The sequence below is a fragment of the Massilia endophytica genome (assembly GCF_021165955.1).
GTDB classification, from domain to species: Bacteria; Pseudomonadota; Gammaproteobacteria; order Burkholderiales; family Burkholderiaceae_D; genus Rugamonas; species Rugamonas endophytica.
In genome coordinates, this window is sequence record NZ_CP088952.1 from 2,387,057 (window position 1) to 2,401,432 (window position 14,376).

10 protein-coding genes and 2 riboswitches are annotated in these 14,376 nt (G+C 66.1%); of the genes, 5 read left to right on the plus strand and 5 right to left on the minus strand.

Features of this window, described 5'->3' with window-relative positions; genetic code table 11:
* Nucleotides 1–6 precede the first annotated feature (6 nt).
* From LSQ66_RS10625 to LSQ66_RS10635, 3 genes are all read right to left on the minus strand, one after another.
* Complete coding sequence (locus LSQ66_RS10625; RefSeq protein WP_231769748.1) at nucleotides 7–1,146, minus strand: cell division protein ZipA C-terminal FtsZ-binding domain-containing protein; 1,140 nt, start codon at nucleotides 1,144–1,146, stop codon at nucleotides 7–9.
* Nucleotides 1,143–4,670 (minus strand): chromosome segregation protein SMC, encoded by a 3,528-nt coding sequence (smc, locus tag LSQ66_RS10630; RefSeq protein WP_231769749.1) that lies wholly within the window; start codon nucleotides 4,668–4,670, stop codon nucleotides 1,143–1,145. Before smc ends, LSQ66_RS10625 begins: the two co-directional genes overlap by 4 nt.
* 87 nt (nucleotides 4,671–4,757) lie before the next feature.
* On the minus strand, nucleotides 4,758–5,381 hold the full coding sequence (locus tag LSQ66_RS10635; RefSeq protein ID WP_231769750.1) for a phosphatase PAP2 family protein: 624 nt from the start codon (nucleotides 5,379–5,381) through the stop codon (nucleotides 4,758–4,760).
* A 102-nt stretch (nucleotides 5,382–5,483) separates the two neighbouring features.
* Between LSQ66_RS10635 and LSQ66_RS10640 the strand changes: the two genes are divergently transcribed.
* Nucleotides 5,484–5,960 (plus strand): low molecular weight protein-tyrosine-phosphatase, encoded by a 477-nt coding sequence (locus tag LSQ66_RS10640; protein WP_231769751.1) that lies wholly within the window; start codon nucleotides 5,484–5,486, stop codon nucleotides 5,958–5,960.
* On the opposite strand, the gene LSQ66_RS10645 is transcribed toward LSQ66_RS10640, so the two are convergent.
* Nucleotides 5,906–8,260 (minus strand): DUF1631 family protein, encoded by a 2,355-nt coding sequence (locus LSQ66_RS10645; RefSeq protein WP_231769752.1) that lies wholly within the window; start codon nucleotides 8,258–8,260, stop codon nucleotides 5,906–5,908. The genes LSQ66_RS10640 and LSQ66_RS10645 overlap by 55 nt on opposite strands.
* 332 nt (nucleotides 8,261–8,592) lie before the next feature.
* Here LSQ66_RS10645 and LSQ66_RS10650 point away from each other — a divergent pair, with 332 nt between their 5' ends.
* Nucleotides 8,593–8,781 carry a hypothetical protein gene (locus LSQ66_RS10650; RefSeq protein ID WP_231769753.1) on the plus strand — a complete coding sequence of 63 codons (189 nt, stop codon included), beginning with the start codon at nucleotides 8,593–8,595 and terminating at the stop codon, nucleotides 8,779–8,781.
* A 145-nt stretch (nucleotides 8,782–8,926) separates the two neighbouring features.
* On the opposite strand, the gene LSQ66_RS10655 is transcribed toward LSQ66_RS10650, so the two are convergent.
* A complete protein-coding gene (locus LSQ66_RS10655) occupies nucleotides 8,927–9,487 on the minus strand; it encodes an ATP-dependent Clp protease proteolytic subunit (RefSeq protein ID WP_231769754.1) in 561 nt (186 codons plus the stop codon).
* A gap of 120 nt (nucleotides 9,488–9,607) precedes the next feature.
* Nucleotides 9,608–9,694: riboswitch (glycine riboswitch) on the plus strand.
* A gap of 18 nt (nucleotides 9,695–9,712) precedes the next feature.
* Nucleotides 9,713–9,808, plus strand: a riboswitch (glycine riboswitch).
* 76 nt (nucleotides 9,809–9,884) lie between these two features.
* Between LSQ66_RS10655 and gcvT the strand changes: the two genes are divergently transcribed.
* From gcvT to gcvP, 3 genes are all read left to right on the plus strand, one after another.
* On the plus strand, nucleotides 9,885–10,994 hold the full coding sequence (gene gcvT, locus LSQ66_RS10660; protein ID WP_231769755.1) for a glycine cleavage system aminomethyltransferase GcvT: 1,110 nt from the start codon (nucleotides 9,885–9,887) through the stop codon (nucleotides 10,992–10,994).
* Nucleotides 10,995–11,030: 36 nt separating this feature from the next.
* Nucleotides 11,031–11,411, plus strand: coding sequence for a glycine cleavage system protein GcvH (gcvH, locus tag LSQ66_RS10665; protein WP_231769756.1), 381 nt, complete (start codon nucleotides 11,031–11,033; stop codon nucleotides 11,409–11,411).
* Nucleotides 11,412–11,477: 66 nt separating this feature from the next.
* On the plus strand, nucleotides 11,478–14,372 hold the full coding sequence (gene gcvP / locus LSQ66_RS10670) for an aminomethyl-transferring glycine dehydrogenase (RefSeq protein WP_231769757.1): 2,895 nt from the start codon (nucleotides 11,478–11,480) through the stop codon (nucleotides 14,370–14,372).
* Nucleotides 14,373–14,376 lie beyond the last annotated feature (4 nt).

The following is a 14,376-nucleotide window of genomic DNA, read 5'->3' on the forward strand; positions in this document are numbered from 1 at the left end:
ACGGCCTTAGCTGAACAGGCGCAGCGCGCGGGTGGAACCGGCCGGAATGTCCGAGGCTTCCATGTCGGCGTAGAAGTCCTTCACCTGGCCGGAGATTTCGGCCAGGGCCTCGTCGCTCAGCGGCTGGTTGTAGTCGTCCACGATGGTCGCGTCCAGGCGCGCCACGAGGGACTTGGCGCAGGCCACCATGGCGCCGAAACCGTCGCGGGCGGGCGCCACGCAGGGCACGTCCAGCAGGAGGGTCAGGCGCGGGGTGGTCTCCTCCGCAGGCGACACGTTGGTGGAGAGCGAGAACAGGTGGCCGCCCTCTCCGTCCGGCATCACATAGCGGCCGTCGGGACGCACATCGAAGCCCTGCTTCTCCAGCGCTACGATCAGGGTCGCGATAGCCCAGGGCGCGCCGTTGGTGGCCAGGTTCACGCCCAGCTGGGCGTCGTGGCTGGCCACGAAGCGGTGCAGGGTCTTCGCTTCGGCCATGACTTCGATCATGTCCGGAATCTGTGGCTCGGCGCCGATTTCGTCGGCGATGGCGCGCAGGCGCGTCACCAATTCGGAGTATTCCAGTTCGTTCAGGGCCGTGGTGCGGCTGGCCAGCTGCACGCCGCCCTGCAGCCTGGTGTAGACGGTGCCGTGGCGGATGGGTTCCCACTCGTCGCTCACCGCAAGGCCGATGAAGTGCACAGGCTTGCTGCCTACGAAGCGCAGCTTCTGCAGCACGGGCAGCAGCTTGTCGCCGCGGACGGGCGCCTCCAGTTCCAGCGGCAGCAGGCAGTCGATCAGGGGATCGACCAGGCTCGTGGCCAGTTCAGCGGGCGGCACGGCGGCATCGGCGCTGCGCACCGGCGCGGGAGCCGCATCTTCCGCGAAGGTTGGGGCCACGGCGGCAGCGCCGTGTTCGGGCGTGGCGTAGGCGCCGGAGCCGCCGTCGACCAGGGGCACATCGTCCATCGAGAACTGGGGCTCGCTGCGGTTCCCGCCTGCGTAGGCGGGAGCTTCATCGGCGCGCATCAGCACATCGTCATGCTCGGAAGCGAAGGCGCGTTCCACGCTCTTCTTGGCCTTGTATTCCTGCCACTTGTTGTAAGAGAAAACGCCGACGATGAAGACGGCGCCTGCGGCGATCAAACTCAGTTGGAGATCTGTCATGCTGCTTGTGCCTCGGAAGCGAAGTTGGCGGCGGCTTCCATGTCCACCGCCACGATGCGCGATACGCCCTGCTCCTGCATCGTCACACCGATCAGTTGATTGGCCATCTCCATCGCAATCTTGTTGTGCGAGATGAAGAGGAATTGGGTCTGGTCGGACATGCGCTTCACCATGCGGCAGAAGCGCTCCGTATTGGCGTCGTCCAGCGGCGCATCGACCTCGTCGAGCAGGCAGAACGGCGCCGGATTCAGGCGGAACATGGAGAACACCAGCGCCGTCGCGGTCAGGGCCTTTTCGCCGCCGGACAGCAGGTGGATGGTGGCGTTCTTCTTGCCCGGCGGCTGGGCCATGACCTGCACGCCGGAGTCGAGGATTTCGTCGCCCGTCATGATCAGCTTCGCCTGGCCGCCGCCGAAAAGGATCGGGAACAGCTCCGAGAAGTGGCCGTTCACGCGGTCGAAGGTGTCCTGCAGCAGGTCGCGCGTTTCCTTGTCGATCTTCTGGATCGCATCTTCCAGCGTATTGATCGCCTCCGTCAGGTCGGCGTTCTGCGAGTCGAGGAAGTTCTTGCGCTCCGAGGCCTGCGCCAGCTCGTCCAGCGCGGCCAGGTTCACCGCGCCCAGGGCCGCAATGGCGTTGGTCAGGCGGGTCACCTCGCCTTGCAGGTAGGAGGCCTTCAGGTCCGGATGCAGCTTCTCGGCCAGCGCGGCTTCGTCGGCCTGCACTTCCGCCAGCTGCTGCGCGAACTGCTCCTGGTTCAGGCGCGCGGCCTGTTCCTTCAACTGCATTTCCGTGATCTTGTCGCGCTGCGGCTGCAGGCTGCGTTCGGCCTGCATGCGCGCGTCTTCCGCATGGCGCAGCTGCTGGGTGATCTGGTCCAGTTCATGCCGCGCGTCCGACAGCGCCTTTTCCTGCTGCGTACGGCGGTCCAGCAGCTCCTGCAGGCCTTCGTTGGCGGTGCCTGCCTCCAGGGTTTCCAGCTCCAGCTGGCCTGCGCGCAGGCTTTCGCCCACCTGCTGCACCTGCGCCGTCGCCGTGGCGACGTTGCGGCGCAATTCCTCGATGCGGCTGCGGCCCGACTTCTCGGCGAATTCCGCCTCCTGCGCCTTGCGTTCCAGCTCGCGCAATGCTTCGCGCGCGTCCGCCAGGCGCTGCTCCTTCAGCAGGAAGGCAGTCTGCCCTTCCTCGTGCTCGCCCTGCAGGTTGCCCAGCTCCATATCGAGCTGCTCGAACTTCTCTTCCGATTCGAGCTTTACCTGCATCTGCTCCTGTTCCTGCGCAGCGATCTCCGCGAGGTCCGCCTCGATCTGGCCGCTGCGCTGGTTGAAGCGCGCTTCGATCTCGGAGAGCTTCACCACTTCGAGCTGCAGGGTATGCACGGACTGCGTCAGGCCCTGGATCTTCGTGCGCAGCTCCGCCACGGTGCGGCTGTGGTTCGACACCGCCGCATCGGCCCGTACGGAACGCGCCCGCGCCTCTTCGGCCAGCATGGACTGGGCGCGCAGCTGCTTCGTGATGTTGTCGATTTCCTGCTGGCGGCCCAGCATGCCCTCCTGCTCCGCGTCTGCCGCGTAGAAGCGCACGCTGGACTGGGAGATGACGTGGCCCTGCTTCGTCACGAAGCAGCCGCCCGCAGGCAGCGTGCCGCGCGCCATGAAGGCTTCCGCCGCATCGTCCGCGAGGAAGACGTTGTGCAGCCAGTCCTGCAGCACGCCGCGCAGGCCGGGGTCGTTGAGCTTGAGCAGGTTGATGAAGGGCTTCAGGCTGCCATGCGCCGCCGCTTCGGCGGGCGCCGTGGTGAGCGGCGCGAACAGCGCCAGCTTGGCCGGCGGCGCGTCGCCGAAGAAGTGCTTGGCCCATTCGATGTTCGACACCTGGAGGGCCGAGGTGCGCTCGCGCAGCACCGACTCCATGGCCGTTTCCCAGCCGTTTTCGATCTGGATCTTCTGCCACAGGCGGGGCAGCTCGTTCAGCTCATGCTTCTGCAGCCATGGCGTGACCTTGCCCTGCGTCTGCGCCCGCTCCTGCAGTTCGCGCAGCGCGTTCAGGCGCGCTTCCAGCTGGGCGTTGGCCGCGCTTTCGGACTGCACGGCGGCCTGCGCCTGCTGGCGCTCCTCTTCCAGCTTCGGCTGCTGCTCCATGGCCTCGTCCAGCATCATGGTCTGCTCTTCGAGCGCCTGCTGCTTTTCCTCCAGCTGCATCTTGAGGTTGGAGAGGTGCGAGGAATCCGGCATGGAGAGGCCGTTCTTTTCCTGCATGAGGCGTTCGCGGCGCGTGGCCAGGCCGTTCAGGATATTGTTCGCATTGCGCTGGTGGGCCGATTCCAGTTCCAGCTGCTGCTGCGCCTGCATGATGCGGGCGCGCGATTCCGTGCTCCGGTTCTGCGCCTCGCGCCATTCCGCTTCCAGCGTCGGCAGCAGTTCGGCCTTCTGCTCGGCCATCATGCGCGCCTGCTCCACCTTCGCGGACAGCTCTTCGAGATTGAATTCCGCTTCCTCGATCTGGCCGCTGTACTCCTCCGCCTGCTGCTGCCACTGGTCGCGCTGCGCGGTGAGTGTGGCGAGCTGCTGCTGCAGCCGGGTGCGCGATTCGATCACGAACTTGATCTGCGCTTCCAGGCTGCCGATTTCCGAGTTGGTCTGGTACAGGTGGCCCTGCGCCTGGTGCAGGCGGTCGCCGACGGCGAAGTGGGCCTGGCGCATCTGCTCCAGCGTGAGCTCCACGTGGCGCAGCTTGGCCGTCTGCTCTTCCAGGTCCGTCTGGGCCTGCTCCATCTCGCGGAAGAACCTGGCCTGCTCGTTCTGCGCCTCGGTTTTGCGCAGCAGCCAGAGCAGCTTCTGCTTCTCTTCCTGGTCGGCGGAGAGCTGGTGGAAGCGCGTAGCCACTTCGGCCTGCCCCTGCAGCTTCTCCAGGTTGGAATTCAGCTCGCGCAGGATGTCCTCCACGCGCAGCAGGTTCTCGCGCGTATCGTGCAAGCGGTTTTCCGTTTCCCGGCGCCGTTCCTTGTACTTGGAAACGCCAGCCGCCTCTTCGAGGAAGACGCGCAGTTCCTCCGGGCGCGATTCGATGATGCGCGCGATCATGCCCTGGCCGATGATGGCGTAGGCACGCGGGCCGAGGCCCGTGCCCAGGAAAATATCCTGGATGTCGCGCCGCCGCACCGGCTGGCCGTTGATGTAATAAGTGGAGGTGCCGTCGCGCGTCAGCGTGCGCTTGACGGCGATTTCGGCGTACTGCCCCCACTGGCCGGAAGCCTTGCCGTCATGGTTGTCGAACACCAGTTCGACCGAGGCGCGGCCCGCGGGCTTGCGGTGGGTGGAACCGTTGAAGATCACGTCCTGCATGGACTCGCCGCGCAGCTCCGAGGCCTTGGATTCGCCCAGCACCCAGCGCACGGCGTCGATGATATTGGACTTGCCGCAGCCGTTGGGACCTACCACGCCGACCAGCTGGCCCGGCACCTGGAAATTGGTGGGATCGACAAACGACTTAAATCCCGACAATTTAATGGAAGATAGACGCACGTTGTTATCAGTTCTTCGCCCGCTCAGGCATGGTTGGAAAAGTGAATAATCATACCATTTCGCACCGCCACTCTGGCCGTTTTCGCATCATATCCGGGGGCTGCGCAGGGTCCAGTTACGCTCATGGGGCTTGTCCTTGCCCGAGAGGTAAAGCGCCAGCTCGCGCATCCACTGCTCCGTAGGCACCGGCTCGGCGCGCGGCGCCAGCAGCAGCACGGGCACGCACAGGGCCGCCAGCACCCGCCCGAAGAGCGCCGGATGGTCGGCGCGGGAAAGCGCGATAAAGGCGGCCGCCACGGCAAAGCCCACGGCCCCGCCCAGCACCACCTCCGAGGCCGAATGCGCCAGCACCGGCAGGCGCGAAAAGCTGATCAGCACCGCCAGCAGCACACCGACGGCGAAGGCGCCGCGCCGCCACGCGGGCTGCGCGCGGCGGAAGGCAAGGTAGAAAGCGACCGGGAACACGGCGCAGGCGCGCATGGCGTGGCCGCTCAGGCCCGCGAACTTCACCTCGGGAATGCCCACGCCCCAGCCGATGAAGGCGACCTTGGTGGCCACCACCATCGCCATGCCCGCGCCGAACAGCAGCAGCCAGCTCAAGGTCAGGCGCCAGGACCGCCCGGCCAGCAGCCAGAGTGCGATGGCGACGCCCAGGGGGCCGGTCACGGCCAGGCTGCCCAGCACACTCAAGGCACTCCACCAACTATGCATTACTGCTTATCTCCGTATGAGCTGCCGCGCGCAGCGGACCCTATTGAACCACAGGAAGGGGTTATACTACAGAACATTTCAATTAGGCAACATATCGGAATTATGAGCGAACGCAAGACTTCGGTGCTCTTCGTCTGCATGGGCAATATCTGCCGCTCGCCCACGGCCGAAGGCGTATTCCGCCAGCGCGCGCAGGCGGCGGGGCTGGACCTGCATATCGATTCGGCGGGCACGCATGGCTACCACATCGGCGACCCGCCGGACGGGCGTTCGGCGCGCCATGCCGCCCAGCGCGGCTACGACCTTTCGCCCCTGCGCGCTCGCCAGGTGGCCGAGGCGGACTTCGAACGCTTCGACCACGTGCTGGCCATGGACCACGACAACCTGGCCATGCTGCGGCGGTCCTGCCCGCCCCAGCACCGGCACAAGCTCAAGCTCTTCATGGAATATGCGTCGCGCTCGGGGTCGGACGTGGTGCCCGATCCCTATTACGGCGGCGCCCAGGGCTTCGATCTGGTGCTGGACTACATCGAAGATGCGGCGGACGGGCTGATTTCTTCATTGGCCGCCAGGGCCTGAACCAGGGCGCGGCTCACCACGCCCTCGTTCTCCGCCACGCGCACGCCGCCTTCCGCGAAGCGGCGCGCCAGCTCCTCGCCCGACAGGGTGAACGCCTCTTCCCGCGTGCGGCTCGAGAAGATGAAGAGCGTGCGCTGGGGGCTGGCCCAGGCCAGCTTCACCTTGCGCGCCTCACCCTCTTCCTGGTCGAATTCGAGCCACATGCCGCGCGCCAGGCCGTCCACGGCCTCCTGTCCGCCCTGCGGCTCCGCTTCGGCGGGGCGCGCCTTCAGTTCCTCGCGCCGCTCGGCCGCCTTCTGCGCGGCCTGCATGGACAGCTCCAGCTGGCGCTCGGGCGCCAGTTCCACCGGCGCGCGCACGATGGAGGCGTGGCAGTCCGCCAGCTCGGCGAAGAAGCGCAGCCGGTCCTCGGACTGCCACTTGATCGCATCCAGCCACTGGTTCAAACGCGTGAGCAGGCCTGGCAGCTTGCCGATCAGCTGCTTGCGCTGCTCGGGCGTGATCTTGGGTTTCACGCTCCAGATCAGATCATCCATCGTTTCCGTGGCGTTGCGGATGGCGCCCGGCTTTGCCTCTTCCACCGTATAGGCCAGCGTGAGCACGGAAGTCCACTGGTTCTCCAGGAACGTTTCGATCACGGCGACCACCTCGCCGGTGCCGATGCGCAGCGCCACCGCATCCTTCGCATTGCGTTCGGCCGTCAGGCGCCTCTCCTCCTTCAGCGCGGCGGCAATGGGCTCGGCAATGGCCTTGTCCGCCGCCTGCTCGTCTTGCCGGATGGACTGCTCCAGCTCATCGACGGCCTGGGAAAAGGTCTGGAGCTCCTGCTGCGGATCGCGGCCGATGCGCTCCACGGAACGCTGCATCGCCTGGTAGACGGGATCGGCCTTGTCCCGGCGCTGTTCCCAGCCCATCTTCGACAGCAGCTCGATCAGGCGGCGGGCCGGGTGCGCTTCCTGGAAGAAGAAATCCTTGTCCGCCAGCGCGGCCTTCAGCACGGGGATCTGCAGCAGCAGCACCAGCTCGCGGATTTCGCGGGCAATGTCCTGGTCGCGGAACACGGTCTCGAAAACGGCGGTGAGCAGGTCGATGGTGCTTTCGTCCGCATGCGAGAGCGTGCCGCGCGGCGCGCCCTGCTTGATGGTGGGCAGGTAGATGACGTTGTGCGGCGTGGCCTCGGGCTCGGGCGGCGGCGCCGATTTCTGCAGCCAGGCGAGCCAGGACATCAGGCGTTCGCGTTCGGCGGCGGGATCGGCCGCAGGCGCGGGCGATGCCGCATCGGGCCGGGCTGCGGCCCAGGCCTGGTGCGCGGCGCTGAACCAGGCGGGAACCTGCGGCGCCGCCTGCGGCGTGCCCGGAACGGCGCCCTGCTGCGCGGCGGCGCGCGCGAACGGCGATGTGTAGGCCTTGCTGCGCGCCGCGGCGGACCATGGCGGAGGCGGCGCGTTCGGGTCGGAAGGCCCCAGCGCATGCGCCGGGAGGCTCAGGTCGACATCGGCCAGCGGATCGGCCGCCGCGCTGCCGCCCCGCCCGAACAGCTGGCGCAGCTGCACGGCGAGCGCTTCGTCCTGCTGGCGTTTGCGGCCGCCCGATGCATCGTGCGAGTCGGCGCGGCGCACGCGGGCGCCCGCAGCGTCGCCGGGCAGGAAACCCTTGCGCTGCAAGGCCAGGTTCAGCGCCTCGTACAGCGGCCCCAGTTCCACCATGGCGCCAGGGCGCAGCATGGGCAGCAGCAGGCCGGCCGCTTCAGCCTCGGGATTGAACGCGGCCCACGCTTCCTGCAGGGCGCCGATGAAGACCTCGGGCCGGAAGGGGTTCTGTCCGGCGCGCAGGATCTCGCGCTGCATCATGAAGGCCAGGCGCACGTTCAGCGTGGCCAGCGCATCGGAGTATTTCGCGTCGAAGGGCTTGCATACCGTGGAGAGCGTGAGCTTCTCGTCCATCACTTCGTAGGGCACCAGCTCCAGCGCATCCGGCGGCGCGGCGCGCGCGGGCTTGGGGCCGAGCTGCGCAAACTCCATGCGCAGCGCCTTCTCCAGGGCCGTGGAGGCCAGGTGAAGGAAGGCGAACTGGCGGTTGCGCAGCAGGTTGCCGGCGCGCAGGCGAAGCTGCAGCAGGCCGATGTCGCCATCCATGTTGGCGCTGTCCACCAGTGCGCCCGCGAGCTGGGTGGCGAAGGCGTTGAAATGGTCGTTGAAATGGCCCGTGGCGGTGGCGATCAGGCTCTCCAGCAGGGCGTGGCGCGGCGACACGGCCGCACGGGCCGCTGTGGAGAGAGTGGGGACTGCTTGCGTGGTCATTGCCGGATTCGGGATGCACTGGATGCCTCTCCCCATTCTGGCAGATCATTTCCACATGGCAATAGAAATGTAGAAACTTTTCGGCAAAATGTTGGAATTTGTCGAAAAATTGTCAACTCGCTTCTCATCAATGGAAGAAGCCAGCAAGGTTTTATCCTACATTGGTTGGCGGTCCATTCCGATACTACTGCCTTGGTCAAAACCGCATCATTTCGCTACCGGAAACGCATCTGCGAAACGGTTGAGCGATCAATACACCGGCCGCTGAACCGCTTCACAGCGGCGCTTCTCGGAGAGCAATATTTTAACATTCTTTCTGAAAGGAAATTAAAATGGCCTCGAATCAGCGTGGTGGCAACAAGCAGGGTTCTTCTTCCGGCAGCTCGAAGCAGTCGGGCAACCAGGGTTCGCGCTCCGGCGGCACCCAGGGCGGCACCCACGAGCAGCATGTGGAAGCTGGCCGTCAGAGCCACAAGAACGACAGCAAGAAATCGTCGGGATCGCGTGGCGGCAACCGTTAAAGCTGCCAAAAACAGAGGGGACGGACCCTGCACAGGGTCTGTCCCCGGTAACCCGGTCGGCCACCGCGCATAGTCAGCGGACTGTGTTCGGTGGCGGACTCGGCTTTCGGGGACAGACCCCATTCGGGGTCTGTCCCCTCTGCTATCAGATATTCGTGACGCGCTTGCCTTTCGGGGGCTTGAAGTCCGTCACATCCTGCACCAGCCCCACCTTGTGCGCTTCGCGCGCGGTGAGGTGCAGGTCGGAATAGGCGTGCACGGCCCAGTGCTCATCGGCGAGGGTAAGGTGTTCGCGCAGGATCGATTCGGTGCGCGCATCGTCGGCCTGCAGGCCTTCGACGATGATGCGCAGCGCATCGGGCCGCGCCCCGGAAGGCGCGCTGGCATGCGACTTGTGGACCATGAAGCGAGCCGTTTCGCTGGCATAGCGCTCATCGCCGGAGAGGAAGAGAATGACCGCGATCGACGCCACCGCCCCGCCGTTGTACATCACGATCTTGATCGGCAGGTTGCGCAGGTAGTTGTACAGGCACAGGCCATCGCTCACATAGCCGCCATTCGACTGCAGCAGGATGTGCGCGGTCTCCACGCCGTCTTCCGTCATGTCCGCCACGGCGTCGAACACGCGGTGCACCATATCGCTGTTCACGTCGCCGGACAATGTATACCAGGCCGCCCCGTTCAGTTTATGTTTATCTTCGCTCATGGTTGTTACCCTCAAAATAGAGGGCTTCATTCTAGCGCAGGCAAGGTTTTCGGGCCGCACGGTCGCGAGGGCGGCGGACGGGGCAAGATTGACACGAATGCCCTTCTGGCATATATTCCGCACTCTTGACCGGGAGAGCGCCGCGCCATGCGGCCGCCGAAGGGGCACCACCCAAAAACTCTCAGGCAAAAGGACTGGTCAGGGGTCCGCAGCGCTCGGCGCGCGGTCCGAAACTCTGGAGAGCGGCTGCGTCGCAGCCCACCGAAGGGGCGTGCGGGATCTTCCCGTTATCTCTCAGGTACCAAGGACAGAGGGGTCGGCGATCATTGTGGAAAAGGCTGTGTCAGCTTCTCCGTGCATGTTCTGTTAACCCCAACTCTTTCGGACCGAGGTAGTCATGACGCTCAAAGCCACTCCACTCAACAACGCCCACCGCGCCCTCGGCGCCCGCATGGTCGATTTCGGCGGCTGGGACATGCCCGTCAATTACGGCTCGCAGATCGAAGAGCACCACACCGTGCGCAGCGACGCGGGCATGTTCGACGTGGCCCACATGTGCGTGGTCGACATCAAGGGCGACGACGTGCGCGGCTTCCTGCGCCACCTGCTCGCCAATAACGTGGACAAGCTGCAGGTGAGCGGCAAGGCGCTCTACTCCTGCATGCTGAATCCGGAAGGCGGCGTGATCGACGACCTGATCGTCTACTTCATCAACGAAAACTGGTTCCGCCTCGTGGTCAACGCCGGCACGGCCGAGAAGGACGTGGCCTGGATGCAGAGCCAGAACAAGACGGGCCTGACCATCACCCAGCGCCGCGACGGCGCCGGCGCCATGGCCCTCATCGCCGTGCAGGGCCCGAACGCCCGCGCCAAGGTGTGGGAAGTGCTGCCGCAGGCGAAGGAAGCCACGGCCGAGATGAAGCCCTTCAATGTCGCGCTGGTGCCCGGCACCGCCTTCGGCGAAGCCATGGTGGCCCGCACCGGCTACACCGGCGAAGACGGCTTCGAGATCGGCGTGTCGGCTGACCAGGCCGAAGCCCTGTGGAACGCGCTCGCCGCGGCGGGCGTGAAGCCGGCCGGCCTGGGCGCGCGCGACACCCTGCGCCTGGAAGCGGGCATGAACCTCTACGGCCAGGACATGGACGAATCCGTGAACCCGCTGGACGCAGGCCTGGCCTGGACCATCGACCTGGTGAGCGAACGTGACTTCATCGGCAAGGCGGCCCTGCAGGCCAAGGGCCAGAACGCCCAGTTCGTGGGCCTGATCCTGCGCGAAAAAGGCGGCGTGCTGCGCGCCCACCAGAAAGTCATCGCCGCCAGCGGCGAAACGGGCGAGATCACCAGCGGCACCTTCAGCCCCACCATGCAGCAGGCCATCGCCCTGGCGCGCGTGCCGATGGGCGTGCAGATCGGCGACACCGTGCACGTGGAAATCCGCGACAAGAAGCTGGCCGCCACGGTGGTGAAGCTGCCCTTCGTGCGTAACGGTAAAATCCTCGCTGCCTGACCCCAATACCCACACCAACCAAAACTGGAGCCACACATGAACATTCCTGCAGAGCTGAAGTACACCGAGTCCCACGAGTGGGTGCGCAAAGAGGACGACGGCACCGTGACCGTGGGTATCACCGAATTCGCGCAGGACGCGCTGGGCGACATCGTGTTCGTGGAACTGCCTAAAGTGGGCGCCACCTACACCGCCGGCGACGACGCCGCCGTGGTGGAATCGGTGAAGGCCGCTTCCGACATCTACGCTCCCGTGTCGGGCGAAGTGGTGGCCGTGAACGACGCCGTGACCGCCGCCCCCGAGTCGATCAACTCCGACGCCTACGGCTCCTGGCTCTTCAAGATCAAGCCGAGCGACGCTTCCGCCATCGACGGCCTGCTCGACGCGGCAGCCTACGGCAAGAGCACCCAAGGCTAAACAACGCATGACCAGGGCCGGCTTCTGCCGGCCCTTCCCTTTTCCGGCCCCAAGAGATTTCATCACATGACCCGCACCAGCCTCTCCCAACTCGAAGCCCGCGATGCCTTCATCGCCCGTCACATCGGCCCGGACGCCGCAGAACAGCAGCAGATGCTCGACGTCCTCGGCTACGCATCGCGCGCCGCGCTGATCGATGCCGTGGTTCCGGCCCACATCCGCAACAAGAGCGCCCTGCCGCTGGGCCAGTTCTACGAGCCGATGCCCGAGCACGAGGCGCTGGCGAAGCTGAAAGGCATCGCGGGCAAGAACAAGGTGCTGAAATCGCTGATCGGCCAAGGCTACTACGGCACCATCACCCCTGGCGTGGTGCTGCGCAATATCTTCGAGAACCCGGCCTGGTACACGGCCTACACGCCCTACCAGCCTGAAATCTCCCAGGGCCGCCTGGAAGCCATCCTGAACTTCCAGCAGGCCATCACCGACCTCACCGGCATGGGCATCGCCAATGCCTCCATGCTGGACGAAGGCACCTCCGCCGCCGAAGCCATGACGCTGATCCAGCGCGTCGGCAAGTCGAAGTCGAAGACCTTCTACGTCGCCAACGACGTGCTGCCCCAGACCCTGGAAGTGGTGCAGACCCGCGCCGAGCCGCTGGGCATCATCGTGAAGACCTTCGACCCGGCCGAACTGGCCGGCGTGAGCGACGCCTTCGGCGTGCTGCTGCAATACCCCGGCGTGAACGGCGTGGTGCGCGACTACCGCGCAGCCGTGGAAACCGTGAAGGCCACTGGCGCCATGGTCGTCGTCGCGGCCGACCTGCTGGCGCTGACCCTGCTCACGCCTCCGGGCGAATGGGGCGCGGACGTGGTGGTCGGCAACTCCCAGCGCTTCGGCGTGCCGCTCGGCTTCGGCGGCCCGCACGCAGGCTACATGGCCACCCGCGACGAATACAAGCGCTCCATGCCGGGCCGCCTGGTGGGCGTCACCGTGGACCAGCAGGGCAACACTGCCTACCGCCTGGCCCTGCAGACCCGCGAGCAGCACATCCGCCGCGAGAAGGCCACCTCCAATATCTGTACCGCACAGGTGCTGCTGGCCGTGATCGCGTCCATGTACGCCGTCTACCACGGTCCGGAAGGCCTGCAGAACATCGCCAAGCGCGTGCACCGCTACACCGGCGTGCTGGCCGCCTACCTGCGCACCCTGGGCTACACCCTGGCCAGCGACAGCTACTTCGACACGCTGACCGTGAAGACCGACCGCGCCGACGCCCTGCATGCAGCCGCCGTCGCCAACGGCATCAACCTGCGCCGCATCGACGCCCACCATGTGGGCGTGTCGCTGGACGAGACCACCGACCGCAACACCCTGTCCGCGCTGTGGACCGTGTTCGCCACCGGCGTGGCCAGCGCGCCCGCCGCGCCGGACTTCGACGCCGTGGAAGCTGGCGTGCAGCGCGCCTTCCCCGAGGCGCTGGGCCGCAGCTCGGCCTTCCTGAGCCACCCCGTGTTCAACCGCTACCACAGCGAACACGAAATGCTGCGCTACCTGCGCAGCCTGGCGGACAAGGACCTGGCCCTGGACCGCACCATGATCCCGCTCGGCTCCTGCACCATGAAGCTGAACGCCACCAGCGAGATGGTGCCAGTAACCTGGCCCGAGTTCTCGAACGTGCACCCCTTCGCGCCGAACGACCAGACCGTGGGCTACCGCGAAATGATCGCCCAGCTGGAAGAGATGCTGTGCGCCGTGACGGGCTACGCGGCCGTGTCGCTGCAGCCGAACGCGGGTTCGCAGGGCGAATACGCCGGCCTGCTGGTGATCAAGAAGTACCACGAGTCGCGCGGCGAAGGCCACCGCAACATCTGCCTGATCCCCTCCTCCGCCCACGGCACCAACCCGGCATCGGCCAGCATGGTCGACATGCAAGTGGTGGTGACGGCCTGCGACGAGAACGGCAACGTGGACCTGGCCGACCTGAAGGCCAAGGCCGAGCAGCACAGCAAGAACCTGGCCTGCGTGATGGTGACCTATCCGTCCACCCACGGCGTGTTCGAGGAAGGCATCAAGGAACTGTGCGAGATCGTGCATGCGCACGGCGGCCAGGTCTACATCGACGGCGCGAACATGAACGCGCTGGTCGGCGTGGCGGCGCCGGGCGCCTTCGGCGGCGACGTGTCGCACCTGAACCTGCACAAGACCTTCTGCATCCCGCATGGCGGCGGCGGCCCCGGCGTCGGTCCTATCGGCGTGGGCGCGCACCTGGCGCAGTTCCTGCCGAACCAGCGCTCCACCGGCTACCAGCGCAACGAGAACGGCATCGGCGCCGTATCGGCCGCGCCTTTCGGCTCGGCCTCGATCCTGCCGATCTCCTGGATGTACATCGCCATGATGGGCGGCGAAGGCCTGACGGCAGCCACCGAAACGGCCATCCTGAACGCCAACTACATCGCCCGCCGCCTGGCGCCGCACTACCCCGTGCTGTACTCGGGCCACGACGGCCTGGTGGCGCACGAGTGCATCCTGGACCTGCGTCCGCTGACCGACAAGACCGGCATCAGCAACGAAGACGTGGCCAAGCGCCTGATGGACTTCGGCTTCCACGCGCCGACCATGAGCTTCCCGGTGCCGGGCACGCTGATGATCGAGCCGACCGAGTCCGAAGCCAAGGCGGAGCTGGACCGCTTCATCGACGCCATGATCGCCATCCGCGGCGAGATCGCGAAAGTGGAAAGCGGCGAATTCGACAAGGCGGACAACCCGCTGAAGTTCGCGCCGCACACGGCCGAAGTGCTGACCGCCGACAAGTGGGAGCGCAAGTACTCGCGCGAAGTGGCCGCCTACCCCGTGGCCTCGCTGCGCAAGCAGAAGTACTGGCCGCCGGTGGGCCGCGCCGACAATGTGTACGGCGACCGCAACCTCTTCTGCGGCTGCGCGCCGATCAGCGCTTACGAGTAAGCGC

What these genes read in the sequence shown, in the direction of transcription:
- LSQ66_RS10645 (WP_231769752.1), bottom strand. Translation starts at nt 8,260, where the DNA reads ATGACCACGCAAGCAGTCCCCACTCTCTCCACAGCGGCCCGTGCGGCC.
- LSQ66_RS10650 (WP_231769753.1), top strand. Translation starts at nt 8,593, where the DNA reads ATGGCCTCGAATCAGCGTGGTGGCAACAAGCAGGGTTCTTCTTCCGGC.
- gcvH (WP_231769756.1), top strand. Translation starts at nt 11,031, where the DNA reads ATGAACATTCCTGCAGAGCTGAAGTACACCGAGTCCCACGAGTGGGTG.
- LSQ66_RS10635 (WP_231769750.1), bottom strand. Translation starts at nt 5,381, where the DNA reads ATGCATAGTTGGTGGAGTGCCTTGAGTGTGCTGGGCAGCCTGGCCGTG.
- gcvT (WP_231769755.1), top strand. Translation starts at nt 9,885, where the DNA reads ATGACGCTCAAAGCCACTCCACTCAACAACGCCCACCGCGCCCTCGGC.
- LSQ66_RS10625 (WP_231769748.1), bottom strand. Translation starts at nt 1,146, where the DNA reads ATGACAGATCTCCAACTGAGTTTGATCGCCGCAGGCGCCGTCTTCATC.
- LSQ66_RS10640 (WP_231769751.1), top strand. Translation starts at nt 5,484, where the DNA reads ATGAGCGAACGCAAGACTTCGGTGCTCTTCGTCTGCATGGGCAATATC.
- gcvP (WP_231769757.1), top strand. Translation starts at nt 11,478, where the DNA reads ATGACCCGCACCAGCCTCTCCCAACTCGAAGCCCGCGATGCCTTCATC.
- LSQ66_RS10655 (WP_231769754.1), bottom strand. Translation starts at nt 9,487, where the DNA reads ATGAGCGAAGATAAACATAAACTGAACGGGGCGGCCTGGTATACATTG.